The sequence below is a fragment of the Colwellia aquaemaris genome (assembly GCF_057548755.1).
This window is the reverse complement of record NZ_BAAJLV010000010.1, coordinates 58,620-78,675: the sequence shown is the minus strand read 5'-3', so window position 1 is coordinate 78,675 and position 20,056 is coordinate 58,620. Positions and strand designations below refer to the sequence as shown.

Here is a 20,056-nt window from a genome sequence, read left to right as displayed (position 1 = left end):
AAGCATATAACGCCCCAATAAGGGGCTGATAATGCTTGGCTAAAATGTGTAGCGCAGCGAAACTGAGCCAAGCTTTAGCAGTCCCGCTTGATTGCCTTGTTAGCTTTATTTTTACACCTACCCCTATTTTGTACTAGGCCAAGTATAAACACCGTTATTTATATAATATGACTTTAATTTAGGCATACAACGTTTTTTAAATAATTGAGGCACATCGCCATAGCGTTTTTCATAAATATGAACTACTGAAATACGTCGAGAACGCCAAATAAAAAAACTAGCGTGACCTTGGCGAATTAATTTAGCTTCTCGTGTAGCAAACCTTTTTATTAGTGATTGAAGTTGCCTTTTATTTAATTGCTGCCAAATGAGCGCCTTCAATAAAGGGCTACCTTTAAGCAATTTATACTTCCATTTAATAGCCAAAGTCTCCAATAAAGCTAACGCCTCGTTAAGAGGCAAATAATATGTTGGCTAAAATAAGCGACGCAGGAGCAAAAGCCAACTGTTATTTGTCCTGCTTTAACGACTTGTTAAGTGCCCCTTACATACTCAAACATAATAAAAGCACTCCCCAAAAACAAACTAGATGCTGAGATTAAAAACCAAGGCTCCGAGTAAATACCCATATAAAGCGCAATACTCAATACTGAACACCCTAAACCTATGACATAAATAGTAAACTTACCAATTTTAGGGTAGCGAATTACCGATACTACAGCTACTAATAGTGAAAATATACCAGCTATAGTTGCTAATGTTAGGAAGAATGATGGGAAATCTCGAAAAGCTCCGTGAGCGAATATAGCAAAACCAAGTAAACACATTCCAAGCCAATGAATGCTGGCAGGAATAACTAACGTGATTAATGCTACTTTCTTGAATTTAATGCTCATACTTCCTTGGGGCATTTAACGCCCAATTAAGGGGCTTTTTATAGTTTGCCAAAATGTGTAGCGCAGCGAAACTAGGCAAACTGTAAAAAGTCCCGCTTGAATTGCTTGTTAGGTAGCGCTTTCTGGTTGCTTACCGTGATAAAAATATAACAACCGCTCTTGTTCGTGATAGCCCGTCCCCCATAAAGGAGAGTTTAAAGAAGCAACCGAGCCATCTTTAGCAATTTTAATACGAGCTCTTGCATAGGCACAATAATCAGATATTTCATCATTAATTGCACTCTTTAAAGCAATTAAAAAGCTCTCTGCATTAAATTTGTTAACATCTAATGAATAGTGCTTTCCACACCCACTCGGTACGAGGAAAAACTCTTCATCGTCATCCCAATGAAATGCTTCAAAAGTACAGAAATCAATATTTCCTGAGCCATCATCTGTATAGCTAGCGAAAGCAACATCAAACTCTTTAGATATTGGAAGTGATTCGAATACTGACTCTAAATCTTCGATAATATGCTTGACGATCATTCGTGCTACCTAACGCCCCATTAAGAGGCTTTTGATAGTTGGTTATAATGTGTAGCGAAGCGGAACCTAACCAACTGTTAAAAGTCCTGCTTGAATGGCTTGTTATACATACTCTAACTCCACACTAGACTTTTCAGGAGTAATGGCAGAACAAAACTTAAATACCTTACTACTTAAAACAAACTCATTAAATGAATTAAATTCTTCAAGTGAAGAACACCACTTATTTCCTTCTTCAATCTCACGCAGAACTAACGAAGGATTGAAATATAGAGTACAACTAAGTTGCCTTAATTCGTTAGTATTTAATGAAGATATTTGACGAGTAATATCTAGTTCGAAATATTCACCTTCCCCCCAATCAAAAACGCCCCATTGAAATAAGAGCATGTCTTCCGAAATTGAAGTAGCACCATTAATCCGCTCTAATGAATAAAGCTCAATCGCGGCTTTAATCAAATCAATACCGACATGCTTTTCTAGTTGGGGAATCAAATCATCTAGATTCAAGTGCAATTCCTAAAGTATGTATAACGCCAAGCTAATAGGCGTTTATAGTTTGGCTAAAATTGTGAGCGCAGCGAAACGAGCCAAACTTTAAACGTCCCATTGAGCGCCTTGTTATGCGCTGGTTGCGACTACCACAAACAACGCCATTTATATTAGATTTCGTGGCAGCCCGACCGTAGAAAACAAGAACTCCCACGCAGCGCGACACACCAAACCATGAATTTTGAGCCACTTAAATAAAGTAACTTTTGCCACCAAACCTAACTTGGCGAAAAACTGTTGAGCCAAAAGCTGAAACAGCATAGCTGGCTATTAAGTTACCAAAACAAAGAAAAGGCAACAAGCACCCTAGCCTTTGTAAAGTGCCAACCGAAAACAATAAATTTATTCGAATTCGCGGCTGACGCATAACGCCCTGTTAAGGGGCAAATTGTAGTTGGCTATAATGTGAGCGAAGCGAAACAGCCAACTGTTATTTGTCCCGCTTGAACAGCTTGTTATGTGTTTATTTCACAAAGCTTTTTATCTACTTTTTTAGTGCTGGCTTCGATTGATTTAGTGAATATAACACTATTAGATTGGTAATTATTAAAGAGTAGAATGTAATTTTTTCCTGAGAATCCATCTATTGAAGAATAAGCTTCAACTTTCGCTGTTTTGCCAAACCACGAAAACTTTTGATCGATTGGTGTAATGCAGTCGCCACGAGTATATTTAGGCTTTTCATTAGCAGTAGCACCAAATGAAATAACTAGAATTAGAAAACAAAGATATTTATTTTTCACCCACCCTCCTTGAACACATAACGCCCATATTAAGGGGCTTTTTATAGTTTGCCAAAATGTGTAGCGAAGCGAAACCAGGCAAACTGTAAAAAGTCCCGCTTGAATTGCTTGTTATATGCAGCGCAATTTAAAACAAACACTACACGAACTTAAAGGCACCCGTTATAGAACGACCAACCGTAAACTTTTGAGCGTTAGCACAACTGGCTGAACTAAATTAATAACTTTGTTACCTTTGAAAAAGATATAAATAACAAAGTTTATTAGTGCATACACTAAACACTTTTAGCGAAAAACACTACGTAAAAAATCTCTTGCCTTTATATGTAATTCTTTAAAGCATATAACGCCCCACTAAGAGGCAAATAATAGTTGGTTATAATAGAGAGCGAAGCGAACAAAACCAACTGTTATTTGTCCTGCTTGAGTGGCTTGTTATAAAGCGGTTGCCCATTACTTATCTGGTTCAGTAGGTGTGACACTTGTGACCGTGACCTTCTGACACTTAAACTCAAGCTCCACACCATAACAGGGCTCAAATTCTACTATGATTTTTGATACTCCATTCGAATCGACTTCTTTGGAAAAACATATATCACTTATTACATTCTGATGGTTGAAACCATTTAGAGTTACATCTTCAACTGATTCGAAATTGAATTCAATGTCACAATGATTTATGAGTTTATAGTAGCCTTTTTTATTTACTTCAGATGTCATTTCAAAAGCATGAACTTTTACTACAATTGAAGGATTACCTCCTTCTTTGCCTCGATTAAAATCGATTGAAATAATTTCTGAATCATGGAAAGAAGGCCATTCCCCAAATTGTTCAGATAATAAATCAGAGCCTTCAATCTCGAAATCAGGTGCCATACTCGCTCCGCTTTATAACGCCCCGCTTGAATTGCTTGTTATATGCAGCGCCAGTAAAAACAAACACTACACGAATTTAAAGGTACCGTTATAAAACAACCAGCCGTGAACTTTTGAGCGTTAACACAACTGGCCGAACTAAATTAATAACTTTGTTGCCTTTGAAAAAGGGTTAAATAACAAAGTTTATTAGTGCATACACTAAACAGTTTTAGCGAAAAACACTACGTAAAAATCTCTTGCTCTAATACGTAATTCTTTAAAGCATATAACGCCCATTTAAGAGGCTGATAATAGTTTGCTAAAATTGTGTAGCGAAGCGGAACCGAGCAAACTGTTAGCAGTCCTGCTTTAAATGCTTGTTATGTATACATTACTCTGAACTTTTAAGCCCAAACTTCACCGCCTTTTTTGAGAGATTTAATTTTACTTAAAACTTCTTCTGCATGCTCCCAATCTCTACACGGTATTAATATTTTATTTTTACCATAAGTGTGATTGGTTATAAGTGGCGTTCCAATTTTTGAAGATATTATTTCCACTGTTCCAACAGTTTTAGGGATACGATATCTAGCCAAACCTCAACCCTTCCTTGTATACATAACGCCTTGCTAAGAGGCGAGTAATTGTTGGCTAAAATGTGAAGCGAAGCGGAACCGAGCCAACTGTTACGAGTCCTTCTTGAGCAACTTGTTAGGCATTAATCCTCGGCAATAAACCAAATAACAGAACATATTGTGATATTACCAGCATTTGAGACACAGACTACTCCACCATCATAAGTAAAATCATCAAGCATTGAACACCATCCATTCCCACCTTCAAATCCTTTCGCCCAATCTCCATTTGTATAAAACTTCATCTCGGATACATAGAATTGTTCAATTATAAATTGTGCTCTTTGTAACGCAGTACTCTCTGTTACATTTTCCAAATTAAAAGCCATGTCTTTCCATATCATATTTTTAATGATGGTAATAGCATGCTCTTTACTACATTCTCTCAACCCATTAGGATCTCCAGTAAAACCAATAGATGGAAAACTATCTTCCAAATCAATTAGTGGAAAACCCAAATTAACAATTCTAATTTGCATACCATAACATTCATTTATGATGGTAGATAAGTTCATACGATGCCTAACGTCCAATTAAGGGGCTTTTTAATAGTTTGCCAAAATGTGTAGCGAAGCGAAACCAGGCAAACTGTAAAAAGTCCCGCTTGAATTGCTTGTTATATGCAGCGTAATTTAATACAAACGCTACACGAATTTAAAGGCACCCGTGATAAAACAACCAACAGTGAACTTTTGAGCGTTAACACAACTGGCCGAACTAAATTAATAACTTTGTTGCCTTTGAAAAAGGTATAAATAACAAAGTTTATTAGTGCATACACTAAACAGTTTTAGCGAAAAACACTACGTAAAAAATCTCTTGCTCTAAAACGTAATTCTTTAAAGCATATAACGCCCAATTAAGGGGCTTTTTATAGTTTGCCAAAATGTGTAGCGCAGCGAAACCAGGCAAACTATAAAAAGTCCCGCTTGAATTGCTTGTTATATGCAGCGCAATTTAAAACAAACACTACACGAATTTAAAGGCACCCGTTATAAAACGACCAACCGTGAACTTTTGAGCGTTAAGCACAACTGGCCGAACTAAATTAATAACTTTGTTGCCTTTGAAAAAGGGTTAAATAACAAAGTTTATTAGTGCATACACTAAACAGTTTTAGCGAAAAACACTACGTAAAAATCTCTTGCTCTAAGGCGTAATTCTTTGAAGCATATAACGCCCTGTTAAGGGGCTTTTTATAGTTTGCCAAAATGTGAAGCGCAGCGAAACTAGGCAAACTGTAAAAAGTCCCACTTGAATTGCTTGTTATATGCAGCGCAATTTAAAACAAACACTACACGAATTTACAGGCACCCGTTATAAAAAGACCAACCGTGAACTTTTGAGCGTTAACACAACTAGCCGAACTAAATTAATAACTTTGTTGCCTTTGAAAAAGGGTTAAATAACAAAGTTTATTAGTGCATACACTAAACAGTTTTAGCGAAAAACACTACGTAAAAACCTCTTGCTCTAATACGTAATTCTTTAAAGCATATAACGCCCATATTAAGGGGCTTTTTATAGTTTGCCAAAATGTGTAGCGCAGCGAAACCAGGCAAACTGTAAAAAGTCCCGCTTGAATTGCTTGTTATATGCAGCGTAGGTAAAAACAAACACTGCTAGCACTTTAAGGCACCCGTTATAAAACGACCAACCGTGAACTTTTGAGCGTTAAACACAATTGGCCGAACTAAATTAATAACTTTGTTGCCTTTGAAAAAGGGTTAAAAAACAAAGTTTATTAGTGCATACACTAAACAGTTTTAGCGAAAAACACTACGTAAAAAATCTCTTGCTCTAATACGTAATTCTTTGAAGCATATAACGCCCTGTTAAGGGGCAAATTGTAGTTGGCTAAAATAAGCGAGGAACGAGCAAAAGCCAACTGTTATTTGTCCCTCTTGAACAGCTTGTTATATGCAAATTAGTCACAACCGCCTGAATCACCTGAACTACAATCTCCAGATCCGAAGTCATTACTATTTGGAGAATACGCAGTACTTACAACACTAGCACTTTCTTTACCCTTTAAAGAAACAAAATTTAGCTTATATCGAGCAAACAATACGCCGAACAATGGCACAAGCAAGCTAAAGATGAAAAGCCAAAACTTTATGGTGCCGGTTCTAAAGGGACACTCTACTATGAGAATAGTGATGTAAAAAACCGAGGCGGTATGAATACAAGCTAAAACCAATAAAAGTGAATATGACTCCATACATTTCCTTTGCATATAACGCCCATATTAAGGGGCTTTTTATAGTTTGCCAAAATGTGTAGCGCAGCGAAACTAGGCAAACTTTAAAAAGTCCCGCTTGAATTGCTTGTTATATGCAGCGCGATTTAAAACAAGCACTACACGAATTTAAAGGCACCCGTTATAAAACGACCAACAGTGAACTTTTGAGCGTTAAGCACAACTGGCCGAACTAAATTAATAACTTTGTTACCTTTGAAAAAGGAATAAATAACAAAGTTTATTAGTGCATACACTAAACAGTTTTAGCGAAAAACACTAAGTAAAAAATCTCTTGCTCTAATGCGTAATTCTTTGAAGCATATAACGCCCCAATAAGGGGCTGATAATTGTTGGCTAAAATGTGTAGCGAAGCGAAACTGAGCCAACTGTTAGCAGTCCCGCTTGATTGGCTTGTTATAGCGAATTTTAATCCCCACCACCATCTCCACCTGAATCGCTGCTCCCTCCAAAAGTAGAGCTGGAATCAGAATCAGAATCCCAATCAAAGTAAAACCAAACTCCATGATCAGCGCCACGATACATTAAAACTGCAACGATAATCGGAATTAAAGCAAAGAGAGAGTCAAATCGTTGATATATCCAAGCACCTAAGATTGCCATTAAGATAGAGAATATTTTTTGAACCATGAATTACATCCTTATTCAGCTAAATTAGCCTCAACTCCGTTTCGCTATAACGCCCCAATAAGGGGCTGATAATGCTTGGCTAAAATGTGCAGCGAAGCGAAACTGAGCCAAGCTTTAGCAGTCCCGCTTGATTGCCTTGTTAGGTATACACTAATTCAACTATAACTTTGACTACCAAAAGAATAAACGCAGAAAAACAAAATAGTTCAATACCATATAAATACTCCGACCACTTAGAGTCTACATTTAAATAATAAGGTTTCTTATAAATGATGCCGTAGCATAAATAGCCTACACCAATAAATAAAAATAAGTGCCATATCACTGGTTTTAAGTTGGGACTTACAATTATTCCTGCCCAACCTAAGACAAGTAATGCAAAGACAGATATTAAGATAAGCCATTCAAAAATAGACTTATACTTGTCACATGAGATATTCAAATACCAGACCTTGCATGTATACCTAACGCCCTGTTAAGGGGCAAATTGTAGTTGGCTAAAATAAGCGAGGAACGAGCAAAAGCCAACTGTTATTTGTCCCTCTTGAACAGCTTGTTATATGCAAATTAGTCACAACCGCCTGAATCACCTGAACTACAATCTCCAGATCCGAAGTCATTACTATTTGGAGAATACGCAGTACTTACAACACTAGCACTTTCTTTACCCTTTAAAGAAACAAAATTTAGCTTATATCGAGCAAACAATACGCCGAGCAATGGCACAAGCAAGCTAAAGATGAAAAGCCAAAACTTTATGGTGCCGGTTCTAAAGGGGCACTCTACTATGAGAATAGTGATGTAAAAAACCGAGGCGGTATGAATACAAGCTAAAACCAATAAAAGCGAATATGACTCCATACATTTCCTTTGCATATAACGCCCTGTTAAGGGGCTGATAATGTTTGGCTAAAATGTGTAGCGTAGCGAAACCGAGCCAAACTTTAACAGTCCCGCTTGAACAGCTTGTTAGCTAGCAACTTAGCCAACAACCTGATAAGTAATACTATTATTAAACTCCATAATAAAAGCTATAACAATTAATAAAATTCCGCCTCCCATAAATATGCGATTAACAAACTTATATTTATGCTCGTTGTTACGTTTATCGTAATGATCAAGCACAACAACAAATAAGCTTAATGAGCCTAGAACCATAGACGTAATTATTAAATTTAATGTTACGCCTGTAAATGTCGTTCCATCGGATGAGCCTTTACCAGGAAGGTACAATTCACCGTGTTGATAACCGTAAAAGGCATAACACAATAATCCAAGTCCCCATATTATATTAAAGACTCGCTCTGATTTTGGGATAGAATTTGGAATATGTACGAACCTTAAAATTGCTAGCTAACGCCTTGCTAAGCGGCGAAGAATAGTTGGCTATAATGTGCGAGGAACGAAGCGCAGCCAACTGTTATGCGTCCGTTTGAGCAACTTGTTAGGTGTTTAATACCCATTCAACTTCCCAGCAATCTTCTACAAAGCATTCCAGAATATCTTCAAGAGAGTCATAATAGTGATCTCCAATGGGATTCTTAGGATTTGAGAAATCATCACTGATAAAGAGATAAAAACCATTACCACGCTCAGCTTTGCTAATCCTAATCTGGCAACCATTCTCTTCATCAGATTTTATTATTCCAATTCTATCAATATGAAGCACAGTTTCCTTAAACACCTAACGCCCTGTTAATGGGCAAAATACAGTTGGCTAGAATAAGCGACGAAGGAGCAAAAGCCAACTGTATTTTGTCCTTGTTAAACAGCTTGTTATACGTTTATTTGACCGACCGTTCTTTAATGTATTTATAAATACTAGAATAGCCAGTTATTGCATAGAATATGAATATTGCGCCTAAGCCGACACTAGTGATTACAGTACCAAGCCCAGAATTCCCAGTTGGATCACCTGCAATTGCTATGAAAGCTCCATGCAGTACGAATAATGTGCCAAGCAAGAAAGCTACAATTCTAAAAACCTTACTTCGCATAAACTCAAATCCTTTGAAACGTATAACGCCCCGCTAAGGGGAAATTTATAAGTTGGCTAAAATGTTGAACGGAGTGAAAATAGCCAACTGTAAATTTTCCCTCTTGAGCGACTTGTTAGGCATACTTTAACCGTTTCTCAAGCTGCTTTATTAAACTTTGCCTACCAACATTAAGCGGTAGAGATTTTAGTTTTACTAACTCTTGTTCAAGCTCGTGACGTTTTTGAACCTTAACTTTAAAATTGACTCGTTCAAGTTCTCTAGCTTGAGATGCAAGACTTTCCTGAAGTTTCGCCCACTCTTTGGGCTTACTCTTCGGGGGAACAGGAATTTTATAACCAATGTTTTTAAGTTGGCCGCCACACTCGGAACAGATAGCATCACCTGTAAACCTCGATGATTTCCTATTTGTGATTCTGCAATTAAAGCAGACCCAATTGCGATTACTCATCCTGTATGCCTAACGCCTCATTAAGAGGCAAAAAATTGTTGGCTAAAATAGGCGACGCAGGAGCAAAAGCCAACTGTTTTTTGTCCTGCTTTAATGACTTGTTAGGCTTTTACTGCTTTAAACCAGTCGTTTGATGCATTTGTATAAAGCAAAATTAAAACAACAACAGATGCTATATTATTAACTACTAAAATTATTTGGCTAATGTCCGTTGATAAAGATGGTGAAGTTCCAGCAAAGAAAATGGTAACTAATGAAATTGCTGTAATAACCGCATTAGTATGCCTAGCCCAATTTTTTCCTATTTTAATTGCGTAACCTAATCCAATAAGTAAACCGTACATAATGACCCAAGTTATTAAAACACCAAATAATGGTGGGCGAGGATCTGCTGCAAGGTAATTAGGAATAGCTCCGATAAAACTTAAAGCAATTGCTGCAAAGTAAATGAATATAGCAATTTTAATATTCTTAGGTTGATTCATACTCTTGGAAGCCTAACGCCCTGTTAAGGGGCAAATTGTAGTTGGCTAAAATGTGAAGCGAAGCGGAACCAGCCAACTGTTATTTGTCCCGCTTGAACAGCTTGTTATATGCAGCGCCAGTAAAAACAAACACTACACGAATTTAAAGGCACCCGTTATAAAACGACCAACCGTGAACTTTTGAGCGTTAAACACAACTGGCCGAACTAAATTAATAACTTTGTTGCCTTTGAAAAAGGGTTAAATAACAAAGTTTATTAGTGCATACACTAAACAGTTTTAGCGAAAAACACTAAGTAAAAAATCTCTTGCTCTAACACGTAATTCTTTGAAGCATATAACGCCCATATTAAGGGGCTTTTTAATAGTTTGCCAAAATGTGTAGCGCAGCGAAACCAGGCAAACTTTAAAAAGTCCCGCTTGAATTGCTTGTTATATGCAGCGCAAGTTAAAACAAGTGCTACACGAATTTAAAAGCACCCGTTATAGAACGACCAACCGTAAACTTTTGAGCGTTAGCACAACTGGCTGAACTAAATTAATAACTTTGTTACCTTTGAAAAAGGTATAAATAACAAAGTTTATTAGTGCATACACTAAACAGTTTTAGCGAAAAACACTACGTAAAAAATCTCTTGCCTTTATACGTAATTCTTTAAAGCATATAACGCCCCATTAAGAGGCTTTTAATTGTTGGTTATAATGTGTAGCGAAGCGGAACCTAACCAACTGTTAAAAGTCCTGCTTGAATGGCTTGTTATATGTGTTTGCACGGCACTATATAAGACATAATTACTTTACTATATCTTGCTGCCTCACTCGCGGGCAAATCTTCAATCTCGACAAATGGTGATGATGCCATTATGTTTTTTTTAGCTTCATCATTTATTTCTTTAATAGTGCTTTTTTTTACAAAGCTAATGCTCGTTATTACACCTTTATTTGAAAGCTCTAACTCCATAACTACTTCATTCGTTTCCTTGGAGCAATTATTACCGATATATTTTGAGCCCAAAATAGGAAAAACTAGTTCAGGTAAATCTTCGTTTGCCAACAACGAAAATGAGATAAATAACAAAACGATCAATATACACTTATTCATAAGACACATATAACGCCCTGTTAAGGGGCAAATTGTAGTTGGCTAAAATGTGAAGCGGAGCGGAACCTGCCAACTGTAATTTGTCCCGCTTGAACAGCTTGTTATAACGAAATTGGCACCGATACACCAGTATTAATAACAGCCTTGTGCTCTGGTAAATTGATAGTCATCCATTGTTTAAATTTACCAAGTTCTAAACCACTTGGTTGGTCACCGACACCTTTATATATATATGACCATACGTATTCTTCCATATAGTTAGCATCATTTATTGACACTAACGCATCTAAATCTGCATCAGGATTTACTGTCTTTTTTTCTCTTAGTTCTTGCCAGATTAAAGCAGTCTTTGAACGTGCGAAAACTTCTCGTTTGTACAAGCTAGGTTTACCATTTTTATCAAGTTCGACAGGCCAAGCCTTCAATGATAATCCATAGGCCATCCAACCTGTTGATGTATTTTGATTAGCCATTACGCTTCGATCTAAAATGATTTGATTTTGGCCAGTCTCTTTTTTTGTGCTTGCACAACCAACAACAAATAATGCGATGAGAATTATGATCAGATGACGCATATGCTTCCTTTCGTTATAACGCCCTGTTAAGGGGCTTTTTACTAAGTTTGCCATAATGTGAAGCGAAGCGGAACTCGGCAAACAGTAAAAAGTCCCTCTTGAACAGCTTGTTATATTTCCGCTTGCTCTAACTTTTTATTTGAACCAGACCGAAATTTTTCATTTAAACTAGTAAAAGAAAGAGTCAGAACTATACCAATGGATAAGTAATAAAGTTGCAGGATTGAGATCTCCAACGCTGAGTAAGCTGCTACACCTTCAAAAACTGAAATAGCCAAACCAATTACACTTAAAGCTGCAAATATATTTCTAGCTATTAAATTAAAACTTAGCATTATCAGAGCTGAAAGTTGTAATGGCCCGACAATTGATAATTTTAACCAATGCGGTATTTGAGAGTTAAAGCCATGCCAACCCATAGCGCTAACTATATCGCCATTATACTCCCAATCTCCTGTCATATAATTCAAAAAGAAGCTGGAAAGGCAAAGAACTAGTATCGCTACTTTAAACGCTATTTCAGTTTTCATCTAAACTCCATTTAGGAAATATAACGCCACAGTAAGCGGCTAAGTAATTGTTGGCTAAAATGTGAAGCGAAGCGGAACCGAGCCAACTGTTACGTGTCCGTTTGATTGCCTTGTTAGTTGCTGCGCGTTAAACCACATAACTAACAATAAGTTACCACGTTAACGGAGTAGACGGAAGAAGCAAAAACTCCTACCGCAACTTTGCCGCCACACGTAAACTTTGAGCCGTTTGCGCCTTTGCTAATTGTTTTCACCTGCAAAACCTAGGCGAAAACTGTGTAGCAAAAAGCACAACACTAATATTTAAAACTAAAATTTAAAGCAACAAAGGAAGGAAGGAAGGAAACAAACACCAATCCTTTGATGTGAAATACCGCACGTTTAATAAATAAATTTACTCGAACAAGTTGCGGCAACTAACGCCTCATTAAGAGGCTAAAAATAGTTGGTTAAAATAAGCGACGAAGGAGCAAAAAACAACTGTTTTTTGTCCTTTTGAATGACTTGTTAGTTGCATTTGGCCCTAGGAACCAAAGAGCCTGACTGATCAAAAAATGCAGACTCTGAATTAGCAAGAGCAGATAAATTCATTTTTTTATTATAAATTTGCTTAAGTAATAAATTAGAGTCTGCATCACATTGCATTACAGCCTTATTTAAAGGACTGCCTTTATCTCGATCAGCACTTGCATAAATAAAGTCGATATTTTCAGGGAGTAACCCTAAATCCAATATTGCCTTCTCTCGTTGATTATATAATGGCATATGCCCAAGATCATGGTCGGTAACAATACCAATTTTTTTGCCATTTAACGCAAGGTGTTCCTGCTTAATAAACTGAGACCACCCAATTTTTTCTTCGTGTTCTATTGGAGTTGTAAAGATAAAAGCTGGCAGTCGTATCAGTTTCATTTCCCACAACTGTTCTCCTGTCAGTGCCATTTGCATAAGCATTCGGCTTGAAATGCAATATTCGATGTCATCAATCTTTTTTTTATTTGTATCAATTGCATATAAGACGTCATACTTTGACAATAAAACTGATAAATTTGTTGATATTGTTTTATTGTCAGAGCGTAGGCTATGAGTTACTTTAAACTTACCTTTGTCTGTTTTATAACCTAAACCTACTTGTACGTATTCAGGAATAACTACTCGACCATTTTCATCGAAAAGTGAAATCACTTCGCCATTCTCTGTTGAATTTGAGACCTCAACGCCCTCAGGCAACTTTAAAGTTAAATTTCCAAACCGTGTAATTGAACTCATAGCCTTCCTTGCAACTAACGCCCCATTAAGAGGCTTTTAATTGTTGGTTATAATGTGTAGCGAAGCGGAACCTAACCAACTGTTAAAAGTCCTGCTTGAATGGCTTGTTATATGTGTTTGCACGGCACTATATAAGACATAATTACTTTACTATATCTTGCTGCCTCACTCGCGGGCAAATCTTCAATCTCGACAAATGGTGATGATGCCATTATGTTTTTTTTAGCTTCATCATTTATTTCTTTAATAGTGCTTTTTTTTACAAAGCTAATGCTCGTTATTACACCTTTATTTGAAAGCTCTAACTCCATAACTACTTCATTCGTTTCCTTGGAGCAATTATTACCGATATATTTTGAGCCCAAAATAGGAAAAACTAGTTCAGGTAAATCTTCGTTTGCCAACAACGAAAATGAGATAAATAACAAAACGATCAATATACACTTATTCATAAGACACATATAACGCCCATATTAAGGGGCTTTTTAATAGTTTGCCAAAATGTGTAGCGCAGCGAAACCAGGCAAACTTTAAAAAGTCCCGCTTGAATTGCTTGTTATATGCAGCATAAGTAAAAACAAACGCTACACGAATTTAAAAGCACCCGTGATAAAACAACCAACCGTGAACTTTTGAGCGTTAGCACAACTGGCTGAACTAAATTAATAACTTTGTTACCTTTGAAAAAGGTATAAATAACAAAGTTTATTAGTGCATACACTAAACACTTTTAGCGAAAAACACTAAGTAAAAAATCTCTTGCTCTAATACGTAATTCTTTAAAGCATATAACAGCTTATTAGTAGGAAAAATTCTCACTTTCAGCAGAAAAGTTCCCTCTAACTAATATAAATTTATTCTCCATAATATACATTAGTTAGTAATAATATCAAAAGCTTATAATTTGAAAAATATCTCTGTAAATGCAGAAAGCAGGACTAATTCTCACTTTCTGTCAGAAAGTGAGAATTTTGGAGAAATTGGCCATGAAAAGAATTTTTACAAAAGATATTCGATAATAATTAATAAACTTATTGTTAAAAATGGGTTATTAATTTTGGGGTTTCTTGTCGTATAACAGCAACATCGCTAATTAAGAGTCGCTTTGTGTACTTAAGTTACTTTATTTATTCAATTTTAGAAAAGTGAAATAGCAATTAAATGTTTAAGGGGATACTGCGCTTTATGTCACATTTAATACATTAGTCGCCAAATGCAATAAGTGACATAACCTTCGTTATGTCACTTTTCTTAATATGGTGATGAGATACGCGTTTGAACTCAACCAATAGCTCATGTATTACAAATTTAAATTTTTTTGTATTTCAAATAGCAAAAAACCCGTCACTTTCGTAACGGGCTTTTCTTAATATGGCGGTGAGATAGAGATTTGAACTCTAGAAGGGCTACAAACCCTTGCCGGTTTTCAAGACCGGTGCTTTCGACCACTCAGCCATCTCACCTGAATGTTTAAAGCATTGCTGCTTCAGAACGAGGCGAATATTAAAGGCTCGATATTCTCTTGTAAAGCATTTATTCTATAAAAAAGTTTGTTTGCTAAAAAAAACAACAATTTGTCATTTATTTAGACAATTTCAGTTGCTTGAATTTAAAAAGGAATGTTTGTGAGTGAAGAAAAGCGCTGTCGTTGCCCATGGCTCGACACTACCAAAGCCGATTATGTTGCCTATCATGACGAAGAATGGGGGGTACCTGTTTATGATGACCAAAAACTATTTGAGTATTTAACTTTAGAATCTGCACAAGCTGGCCTTAGTTGGTATACCATTTTGAAAAGGCGTGAAGGTTATAGACAAGCATTTGAAAATTTTGATGTCGAAAAGGTTGCTCAATTTACTGAAGAAAAAATTGAAGTCCTGTTACAAGATACTGGAATTATTCGACATCGTGGGAAAATTAGTGCTGCAATAAATAACGCAAAGCTATTTATAGAGATACAAAAAGAGTTTGGAAGCTTTAGTCGTTATATGTGGGGTTTTGTCAATAACAAAACCATCGTTAATAATTGGAAAACCCTTGCTGACTACCCTGCTACATCAAAAGAGTCTGATGCTTGGAGTAAAGATTTAAAAAAGCGAGGCTTTAAATTTGTAGGTTCTACAATTTGTTATGCTCATATGCAAGCCTGCGGTATGGTAAATGATCATAGTTATGATTGTTACAAACGCTCACAAATTATCGATGAATTTCAACAAGGTTAAAGATAGTAATTAAAAAAATTGCGTGCCATAATATGTCATTGTGGTTTATGATTAATTATCACTAATAAGTGGTAAACAAATGTTGGATGTTTGCTTTAACCTTGAACTTTTCACATTTGCCCACATCTAAAAAATATAATTAGCATACTTAGAGGAAATTTTATGCAATCAAATATTAGTTTAAATGCTAGTAGAAGCTCAGCAATTGAAATTAACAAAGTATTGAAAAATACTTATATGTTACTTTCAATGACTTTGGCGTTTAGTGCCGTAACGGCTGGTATTTCTATGGCGATGGGCTTGTCTCATATGGCAGCCTTAGTAATGACCCTAGTTTCATTCGGTTTATTATTTGTTGTTAATAAAAATGCCGATAAAGCCAGTGGTATTTTTTGGATTTTTGCTTTCACCGGTTTAATGGGTGCATCTTTAGGCCCAATGCTGAACTACTATGCAGCTATGCCAAATGGCGGTTCGCTAATTATGCAAGCATTAGGCGGTACGGCGTTAATTTTCTTTGCTTTATCAGGTTATGCCTTAACCAGTAAAAAAGACTTCTCATTTATGGGTGGTTTTTTAATGGTTGGTTTAATTGTTGCTGTAATTGCGATGATCGCTAACTTCTTTTTCCAAATTCCAGCGTTATCTTTAGCCATTAGTGCTGCTATCATCATGATCATGTCTGGTTTGATCTTATTTGATACTAGTCGCATTATCCACGGTGGTGAAACTAACTACATCCGCGCTACAGTTTCTTTATACTTGAACATTTACAATATTTTCGTTCATTTATTAAGCCTACTAGGTGTTATGGGCGGCGATGACTAAATAACAATGAATAATCATTAAAATGTGATTAATAATTGTTTATACTGCGCGTATAAAATATAAAGCCTCAATATTGAGGCTTTTTTATTAGCTAATTTTAAGTAAACATGAAGGTAAACGCTAAAGATGCAAAAAACCTTAGCTATTGTTGTTACAACACCGCCAAATAGTAACCTTACAGCTACTGCCATTGATTTGGTCAAAAGTGCCGTCGACAATGGTATAAAAGTTATCGGGGTATTTTTTTACCAAGATGGTGTATTAAATGCGGCTAAGCATTTAGCAATCCCAAGTGATGAGTTTCAACCCCTTAAACAATGGCAACAGTTTCAGTTACAGCATAATGTTCCTTTACATTTATGCATTAGTGCCGCAGAAAAGCGTGGCTTAACTGATGAACAAAACAGCGATGAATTATCAAATATTGATAGCTTATTTATTGTTTCTGGCTTAGGTGAACTGGTTGAACTTACCTGTAAAGCTCAGCGCGTGGTGCAATTATAATGTCTGAAAAAACTATCGCGATAATAAACACACAAGCGCCCTTTTCTTCTGCGGTGGGAAAAGAGTCGTTAGATGCAGCACTTATATTTGGCTCTTATGAACAAGCCGTGTCACTTTTTTTTATGGCTGACGGAGTATTTCAGGTGATCGGGGATCAAAATCCGTCTGCTATCAATGTAAAAGATTATTTGAAAACGTTTTCCGCACTTGAATTTTACGACATTGAAAATATTTATGTTTGCCAACAATCTTTAGCGGAACGCAATTTAAGAGCTAATTTTCATATCGACAATGTAACTGTGTTATCACGTGAAGAATTTAGTCAATGTGTACACGATCATAATGTGATATATAGGTTTTAAGCATGACAATGTTACACATAATAAGAAGCTCTGGCTTTACCAGTAACTCGCTAAAGCAATGTCTCGATATGACATTTTCAACCGATAGCATTTTGCTCATGGATGATGGTTGTTATAATTTAAATCATCCGCTATTGCGCGAGTTTCTAACTAAACAACCGGATTTTAAGGTTTATATTATAGAAGCACATGCAAGCGCACGGGCACAAAACATTGACAGTAATTCATTTATTACACTGGCAATGGCAGAAATGCTCGAACTTGTTTTTCAACACAGCAATTCAATTACATGGTCATGACAATACAATATAACAACGAAATGTTAGCAACCGACAAACAAGGCTATTTACTCGATTTCACACAATGGAATGAAGATGTTGCCGTTTTGCTCGCACAAGCAGATGAAATTGAACTTAGTGAAGCTCATTGGGAAGTTATTCGTTTCGTTCGAGAGTTTTACTTAACATATAACACCTCACCTGCAATTAGAGCGTTAACAAAAGCCATGAAAGCAGAGTTTGGCGAAGAAAAAGCCAGTAGTCGCTATTTATATCGTTTATTTAAAGAAGGTCCGGCAAAACAAGCAACTAAGTATGCTGGCCTGCCAAAACCAGCAAGGTGTATTTAGTTTCACTTCAAGCACATTAGCTAACTTATACTTTAATACTAACGTTATGGCCGCTGTTACCAATGGCGGGAACGCTGACATTATCAACCGCTGCTGATGCAATTAAATTTAATGCCATTTGCCCTTCAAGCTCAGCTTGAGATTTGGCTAAATTTGCGGTTTTTGCTTCTAACAATGTTTCAGTGGTCAGGGCTACAGCATTACTGCTACTCACTTCTATCGACATGGTTCACCTTTTTCAAAATTTTCATCGCTACGTACTGCTATTTTAGTGTTCACGATTTGTATCGACAACTAACAAAATAACTTAACCATTGTGAAAATATTTAGAAAATAAAAAAGCGTTTACCTTATTGATAAACGCTTTCATTAGCTAAGTTTCGTTGCGAAATTGCAACGAAATAATTACTGCTTATTGTAGTGGTAAAGTTGGTACCTGAATACCTGCCATTTCTAGCATTACACGTACAACCTGGCAGCTATAACCAAACTCGTTATCGTACCATACGTAAAGTACAGCGCGGTCGCCGTCAACAATTGTTGCTTGTGAGTCAACAACACCTGCGTAACGTGAACCAACTAGGTCAGTTGATACAATTTCAGTTGATGCAGTGTAATCAACTTGGTTTTGAAGTTTAGAGTTCAAAGAAATGTTACGTAAGTAATCATTTAGCGCGTCTTTGTCAGTCGCTTTTTTCAAGTTCAAGTTCATGATCGCCATTGAAACGTTTGGCGTAGGAACACGAATTGCGTTACCTGTTAACAGCCCTTTTAGCTCAGGTAATGCTTTAGCAACAGCTTTAGCTGCACCGGTAGTACTAATTACCATATTTAAAGGAGCACTACGACCACGACGAGGCGCTGGGTGATAGTTATCAATTAGGTTTTGATCGTTAGTGTAAGAGTGCACGGTTTCAACATGGCCGTTACGAATACCAAACTCATCGTTTAATGCCTTTAATACCGGAGTAATAGCATTTGTTGTACAGCTTGCAGCAGACACGATTTTATCTTCTGCTAAAATCATATCTTCGTTTACGCCATAAACGATGTTTTTAATATCGCCTTTTGCTGGTGCAGTTAATAGTACTTTTGAAACACCTGTAGACTGTAAATGTTGGCCTAAACCTTCTTCGTCACTCCAGATACCTGTGTTATCAACAACTAAAGCGTTGTTAATGCCGTAGGCTGTGTAATCGATATCTGATGGAGATTTTGCGTAAATCACCTGAATGAAAGCACCGTTAGCTTTAATTACGTTGTTTTCTTCATCAATAGTGATGCTACCATTGAATGCACCGTGTACTGAATCACGACGAAGTAAGCTAGCACGTTTAGCTAAGTCACCCGCTTTACCTGGACGAATAACAATAGCACGTAAGTTTAATTTTGAACTAGGGCCAGCACGCTCGATAAGTAAACGAGCTAACAAACGACCAATACGACCAAAACCGTAAAGTACTACGTCTTTCGCTTCTTGTGCGTCAGTATCTTTTGAGATGCTGTTTAATTCTTTTTCTAAAAATTGTTCAATTGAAAGGCCGTTTGCTTCGCCTTTAAATAAGTAACGGTAAGCTAGTTTACCTACATCAATTCGCGCTGGCGCAAGTGACATGTTAGCTAACGCTTGAACGAATGGGAAACTCTCACGTAAACGTAATTTATTTTCTTCGTGTAAAGCTACTGATTTATGTGCTTTAATAATGTCGATAGCAGACGCATTTACTAAAGGACGACCATATACAGAAATTTCGATACCGTTATTTCTAAATAACTGCCCGATGATCGGCTGCATGTTTTCAGCGAATGTTTGACGTTCTTGCCAGCTAGTTTGATATTGTTCCTCAAGATGAGAAGTCATTGCGTAAACCTTTTATTTCAGTCAATTGAACGATGGGTTATTATTAATTAAAGGATATAATTACTAATAACTAAATGCGGCGCACATTGTAATCGAACATGAAATATTTCGCCACCAGTTACAAAAGTTTTTCAGGGATA

27 protein-coding genes and 1 tRNA gene are annotated in these 20,056 nt (G+C 36.6%); 6 read left to right on the top strand and 22 right to left on the bottom strand.

All coding sequences use genetic code 11. From position 1 onward, the window contains the following. Window positions 1–533 precede the first annotated feature (533 nt). The 20 genes from AC27HL_RS18495 to AC27HL_RS18400 form a co-directional block, all read right to left on the bottom strand. A complete protein-coding gene (locus AC27HL_RS18495) occupies window positions 534–896 on the bottom strand; it encodes a hypothetical protein (protein ID WP_487082538.1) in 363 nt (120 codons plus the stop codon). 108 nt (window positions 897–1,004) lie between these two features. Then, entirely contained in the window at window positions 1,005–1,424 is a 420-nt protein-coding gene (locus AC27HL_RS18490) for a hypothetical protein (protein WP_487082537.1), read from the bottom strand. Window positions 1,425–1,526: 102 nt separating this feature from the next. After that, entirely contained in the window at window positions 1,527–1,934 is a 408-nt protein-coding gene (locus tag AC27HL_RS18485; RefSeq protein ID WP_487082536.1) for a hypothetical protein, read from the bottom strand. A gap of 497 nt (window positions 1,935–2,431) precedes the next feature. Beyond that, window positions 2,432–2,719 carry a hypothetical protein gene (locus AC27HL_RS18480; RefSeq protein WP_487082535.1) on the bottom strand — a complete coding sequence of 96 codons (288 nt, stop codon included), beginning with the start codon at window positions 2,717–2,719 and terminating at the stop codon, window positions 2,432–2,434. Window positions 2,720–3,172: 453 nt separating this feature from the next. Further along, the gene (locus AC27HL_RS18475; RefSeq protein ID WP_487082534.1) at window positions 3,173–3,595 is read right to left on the bottom strand and encodes an Imm50 family immunity protein; all 423 of its coding nucleotides are present in this window, start codon (window positions 3,593–3,595) and stop codon (window positions 3,173–3,175) included. Between the two features lie 386 nt (window positions 3,596–3,981). Further along, window positions 3,982–4,173, bottom strand: a complete 192-nt coding sequence (locus AC27HL_RS18470; RefSeq protein WP_487082533.1) for a hypothetical protein — start codon at window positions 4,171–4,173, stop codon at window positions 3,982–3,984. Between the two features lie 122 nt (window positions 4,174–4,295). Next, complete coding sequence (locus AC27HL_RS18465; protein WP_487082532.1) at window positions 4,296–4,727, bottom strand: hypothetical protein; 432 nt, start codon at window positions 4,725–4,727, stop codon at window positions 4,296–4,298. 1,412 nt (window positions 4,728–6,139) lie between these two features. Beyond that, complete coding sequence (locus AC27HL_RS18460; protein WP_487082531.1) at window positions 6,140–6,433, bottom strand: hypothetical protein; 294 nt, start codon at window positions 6,431–6,433, stop codon at window positions 6,140–6,142. Window positions 6,434–6,880: 447 nt separating this feature from the next. Further along, complete coding sequence (locus AC27HL_RS18455) at window positions 6,881–7,102, bottom strand: hypothetical protein (protein WP_487082530.1); 222 nt, start codon at window positions 7,100–7,102, stop codon at window positions 6,881–6,883. A 567-nt stretch (window positions 7,103–7,669) separates the two neighbouring features. Next, window positions 7,670–7,963, bottom strand: coding sequence for a hypothetical protein (locus AC27HL_RS18450; protein WP_487082529.1), 294 nt, complete (start codon window positions 7,961–7,963; stop codon window positions 7,670–7,672). Between the two features lie 120 nt (window positions 7,964–8,083). Continuing rightward, window positions 8,084–8,371 carry a hypothetical protein gene (locus tag AC27HL_RS18445; protein WP_487082528.1) on the bottom strand — a complete coding sequence of 96 codons (288 nt, stop codon included), beginning with the start codon at window positions 8,369–8,371 and terminating at the stop codon, window positions 8,084–8,086. A gap of 175 nt (window positions 8,372–8,546) precedes the next feature. Continuing rightward, the gene (locus AC27HL_RS18440) at window positions 8,547–8,786 is read right to left on the bottom strand and encodes a hypothetical protein (protein WP_487082527.1); all 240 of its coding nucleotides are present in this window, start codon (window positions 8,784–8,786) and stop codon (window positions 8,547–8,549) included. Between the two features lie 428 nt (window positions 8,787–9,214). Further along, window positions 9,215–9,550: a hypothetical protein gene (locus tag AC27HL_RS18435; protein WP_487082526.1), complete on the bottom strand. Its 336-nt coding sequence runs from the start codon at window positions 9,548–9,550 to the stop codon at window positions 9,215–9,217. Between the two features lie 101 nt (window positions 9,551–9,651). Beyond that, window positions 9,652–10,035: a hypothetical protein gene (locus AC27HL_RS18430; protein WP_487082525.1), complete on the bottom strand. Its 384-nt coding sequence runs from the start codon at window positions 10,033–10,035 to the stop codon at window positions 9,652–9,654. 757 nt (window positions 10,036–10,792) lie between these two features. Then, on the bottom strand, window positions 10,793–11,137 hold the full coding sequence (locus AC27HL_RS18425) for a TonB C-terminal domain-containing protein (protein WP_487082521.1): 345 nt from the start codon (window positions 11,135–11,137) through the stop codon (window positions 10,793–10,795). A 101-nt stretch (window positions 11,138–11,238) separates the two neighbouring features. Continuing rightward, on the bottom strand, window positions 11,239–11,712 hold the full coding sequence (locus AC27HL_RS18420; protein WP_487082524.1) for a hypothetical protein: 474 nt from the start codon (window positions 11,710–11,712) through the stop codon (window positions 11,239–11,241). 110 nt (window positions 11,713–11,822) lie between these two features. Then, window positions 11,823–12,242: a hypothetical protein gene (locus AC27HL_RS18415; RefSeq protein ID WP_487082523.1), complete on the bottom strand. Its 420-nt coding sequence runs from the start codon at window positions 12,240–12,242 to the stop codon at window positions 11,823–11,825. Window positions 12,243–12,749: 507 nt separating this feature from the next. After that, the gene (locus AC27HL_RS18410) at window positions 12,750–13,511 is read right to left on the bottom strand and encodes a hypothetical protein (RefSeq protein ID WP_487082522.1); all 762 of its coding nucleotides are present in this window, start codon (window positions 13,509–13,511) and stop codon (window positions 12,750–12,752) included. A gap of 107 nt (window positions 13,512–13,618) precedes the next feature. Further along, window positions 13,619–13,963, bottom strand: coding sequence for a TonB C-terminal domain-containing protein (locus AC27HL_RS18405; RefSeq protein ID WP_487082521.1), 345 nt, complete (start codon window positions 13,961–13,963; stop codon window positions 13,619–13,621). A gap of 920 nt (window positions 13,964–14,883) precedes the next feature. Then, window positions 14,884–14,974, bottom strand: a tRNA-Ser gene (locus AC27HL_RS18400). Between the two features lie 162 nt (window positions 14,975–15,136). Here AC27HL_RS18400 and AC27HL_RS18395 point away from each other — a divergent pair. The 6 genes from AC27HL_RS18395 to AC27HL_RS18370 all read left to right on the top strand — a co-directional run bounded on the left by AC27HL_RS18395 (window position 15,137) and on the right by AC27HL_RS18370 (window position 18,055). Further along, complete coding sequence (locus tag AC27HL_RS18395) at window positions 15,137–15,733, top strand: DNA-3-methyladenine glycosylase I (protein WP_487082520.1); 597 nt, start codon at window positions 15,137–15,139, stop codon at window positions 15,731–15,733. A gap of 162 nt (window positions 15,734–15,895) precedes the next feature. Next, window positions 15,896–16,561: a Bax inhibitor-1/YccA family protein gene (locus tag AC27HL_RS18390; RefSeq protein ID WP_487082519.1), complete on the top strand. Its 666-nt coding sequence runs from the start codon at window positions 15,896–15,898 to the stop codon at window positions 16,559–16,561. 126 nt (window positions 16,562–16,687) lie between these two features. Continuing rightward, entirely contained in the window at window positions 16,688–17,065 is a 378-nt protein-coding gene (tusD, locus tag AC27HL_RS18385) for a sulfurtransferase complex subunit TusD (RefSeq protein ID WP_487082518.1), read from the top strand. Further along, window positions 17,065–17,427 carry a sulfurtransferase complex subunit TusC gene (gene tusC / locus AC27HL_RS18380; protein WP_487082517.1) on the top strand — a complete coding sequence of 121 codons (363 nt, stop codon included), beginning with the start codon at window positions 17,065–17,067 and terminating at the stop codon, window positions 17,425–17,427. The genes tusD and tusC overlap by 1 nt, the downstream gene beginning before the upstream one ends. A 2-nt stretch (window positions 17,428–17,429) precedes the next feature. Then, the gene (gene tusB / locus AC27HL_RS18375) at window positions 17,430–17,726 is read left to right on the top strand and encodes a sulfurtransferase complex subunit TusB (RefSeq protein WP_487082516.1); all 297 of its coding nucleotides are present in this window, start codon (window positions 17,430–17,432) and stop codon (window positions 17,724–17,726) included. Next, window positions 17,717–18,055 carry a TusE/DsrC/DsvC family sulfur relay protein gene (locus tag AC27HL_RS18370; protein ID WP_487082515.1) on the top strand — a complete coding sequence of 113 codons (339 nt, stop codon included), beginning with the start codon at window positions 17,717–17,719 and terminating at the stop codon, window positions 18,053–18,055. Before tusB ends, AC27HL_RS18370 begins: the two co-directional genes overlap by 10 nt. Window positions 18,056–18,080: 25 nt before the next feature. Here the strand turns inward: AC27HL_RS18370 and AC27HL_RS18365 are convergent, their stop codons facing one another. Both AC27HL_RS18365 and AC27HL_RS18360 read right to left on the bottom strand, forming a co-directional pair. Continuing rightward, entirely contained in the window at window positions 18,081–18,281 is a 201-nt protein-coding gene (locus AC27HL_RS18365) for a cytoplasmic protein (RefSeq protein ID WP_487082514.1), read from the bottom strand. Window positions 18,282–18,467: 186 nt separating this feature from the next. Beyond that, on the bottom strand, window positions 18,468–19,916 hold the full coding sequence (locus AC27HL_RS18360; protein ID WP_487082513.1) for a glyceraldehyde-3-phosphate dehydrogenase: 1,449 nt from the start codon (window positions 19,914–19,916) through the stop codon (window positions 18,468–18,470). Window positions 19,917–20,056 lie beyond the last annotated feature (140 nt).

Coding starts and splice junctions, on each gene's coding strand:
- AC27HL_RS18495 (WP_487082538.1), bottom strand. CDS start 896: ATGAGCATTAAATTCAAGAAAGTAGCATTAATCACGTTAGTTATTCCT.
- AC27HL_RS18490 (WP_487082537.1), bottom strand. CDS start 1,424: ATGATCGTCAAGCATATTATCGAAGATTTAGAGTCAGTATTCGAATCA.
- AC27HL_RS18475 (WP_487082534.1), bottom strand. CDS start 3,595: ATGGCACCTGATTTCGAGATTGAAGGCTCTGATTTATTATCTGAACAA.
- AC27HL_RS18465 (WP_487082532.1), bottom strand. CDS start 4,727: ATGAACTTATCTACCATCATAAATGAATGTTATGGTATGCAAATTAGA.
- AC27HL_RS18460 (WP_487082531.1), bottom strand. CDS start 6,433: ATGGAGTCATATTCACTTTTATTGGTTTTAGCTTGTATTCATACCGCC.
- AC27HL_RS18455 (WP_487082530.1), bottom strand. CDS start 7,102: ATGGTTCAAAAAATATTCTCTATCTTAATGGCAATCTTAGGTGCTTGG.
- AC27HL_RS18450 (WP_487082529.1), bottom strand. CDS start 7,963: ATGGAGTCATATTCGCTTTTATTGGTTTTAGCTTGTATTCATACCGCC.
- AC27HL_RS18435 (WP_487082526.1), bottom strand. CDS start 9,550: ATGAGTAATCGCAATTGGGTCTGCTTTAATTGCAGAATCACAAATAGG.
- AC27HL_RS18430 (WP_487082525.1), bottom strand. CDS start 10,035: ATGAATCAACCTAAGAATATTAAAATTGCTATATTCATTTACTTTGCA.
- AC27HL_RS18425 (WP_487082521.1), bottom strand. CDS start 11,137: ATGAATAAGTGTATATTGATCGTTTTGTTATTTATCTCATTTTCGTTG.
- AC27HL_RS18420 (WP_487082524.1), bottom strand. CDS start 11,712: ATGCGTCATCTGATCATAATTCTCATCGCATTATTTGTTGTTGGTTGT.
- AC27HL_RS18415 (WP_487082523.1), bottom strand. CDS start 12,242: ATGAAAACTGAAATAGCGTTTAAAGTAGCGATACTAGTTCTTTGCCTT.
- AC27HL_RS18410 (WP_487082522.1), bottom strand. CDS start 13,511: ATGAGTTCAATTACACGGTTTGGAAATTTAACTTTAAAGTTGCCTGAG.
- AC27HL_RS18405 (WP_487082521.1), bottom strand. CDS start 13,963: ATGAATAAGTGTATATTGATCGTTTTGTTATTTATCTCATTTTCGTTG.
- AC27HL_RS18390 (WP_487082519.1), top strand. CDS start 15,896: ATGCAATCAAATATTAGTTTAAATGCTAGTAGAAGCTCAGCAATTGAA.
- tusD (WP_487082518.1), top strand. CDS start 16,688: ATGCAAAAAACCTTAGCTATTGTTGTTACAACACCGCCAAATAGTAAC.
- tusC (WP_487082517.1), top strand. CDS start 17,065: ATGTCTGAAAAAACTATCGCGATAATAAACACACAAGCGCCCTTTTCT.
- tusB (WP_487082516.1), top strand. CDS start 17,430: ATGACAATGTTACACATAATAAGAAGCTCTGGCTTTACCAGTAACTCG.
- AC27HL_RS18370 (WP_487082515.1), top strand. CDS start 17,717: ATGGTCATGACAATACAATATAACAACGAAATGTTAGCAACCGACAAA.
- AC27HL_RS18365 (WP_487082514.1), bottom strand. CDS start 18,281: ATGTCGATAGAAGTGAGTAGCAGTAATGCTGTAGCCCTGACCACTGAA.
- AC27HL_RS18360 (WP_487082513.1), bottom strand. CDS start 19,916: ATGACTTCTCATCTTGAGGAACAATATCAAACTAGCTGGCAAGAACGT.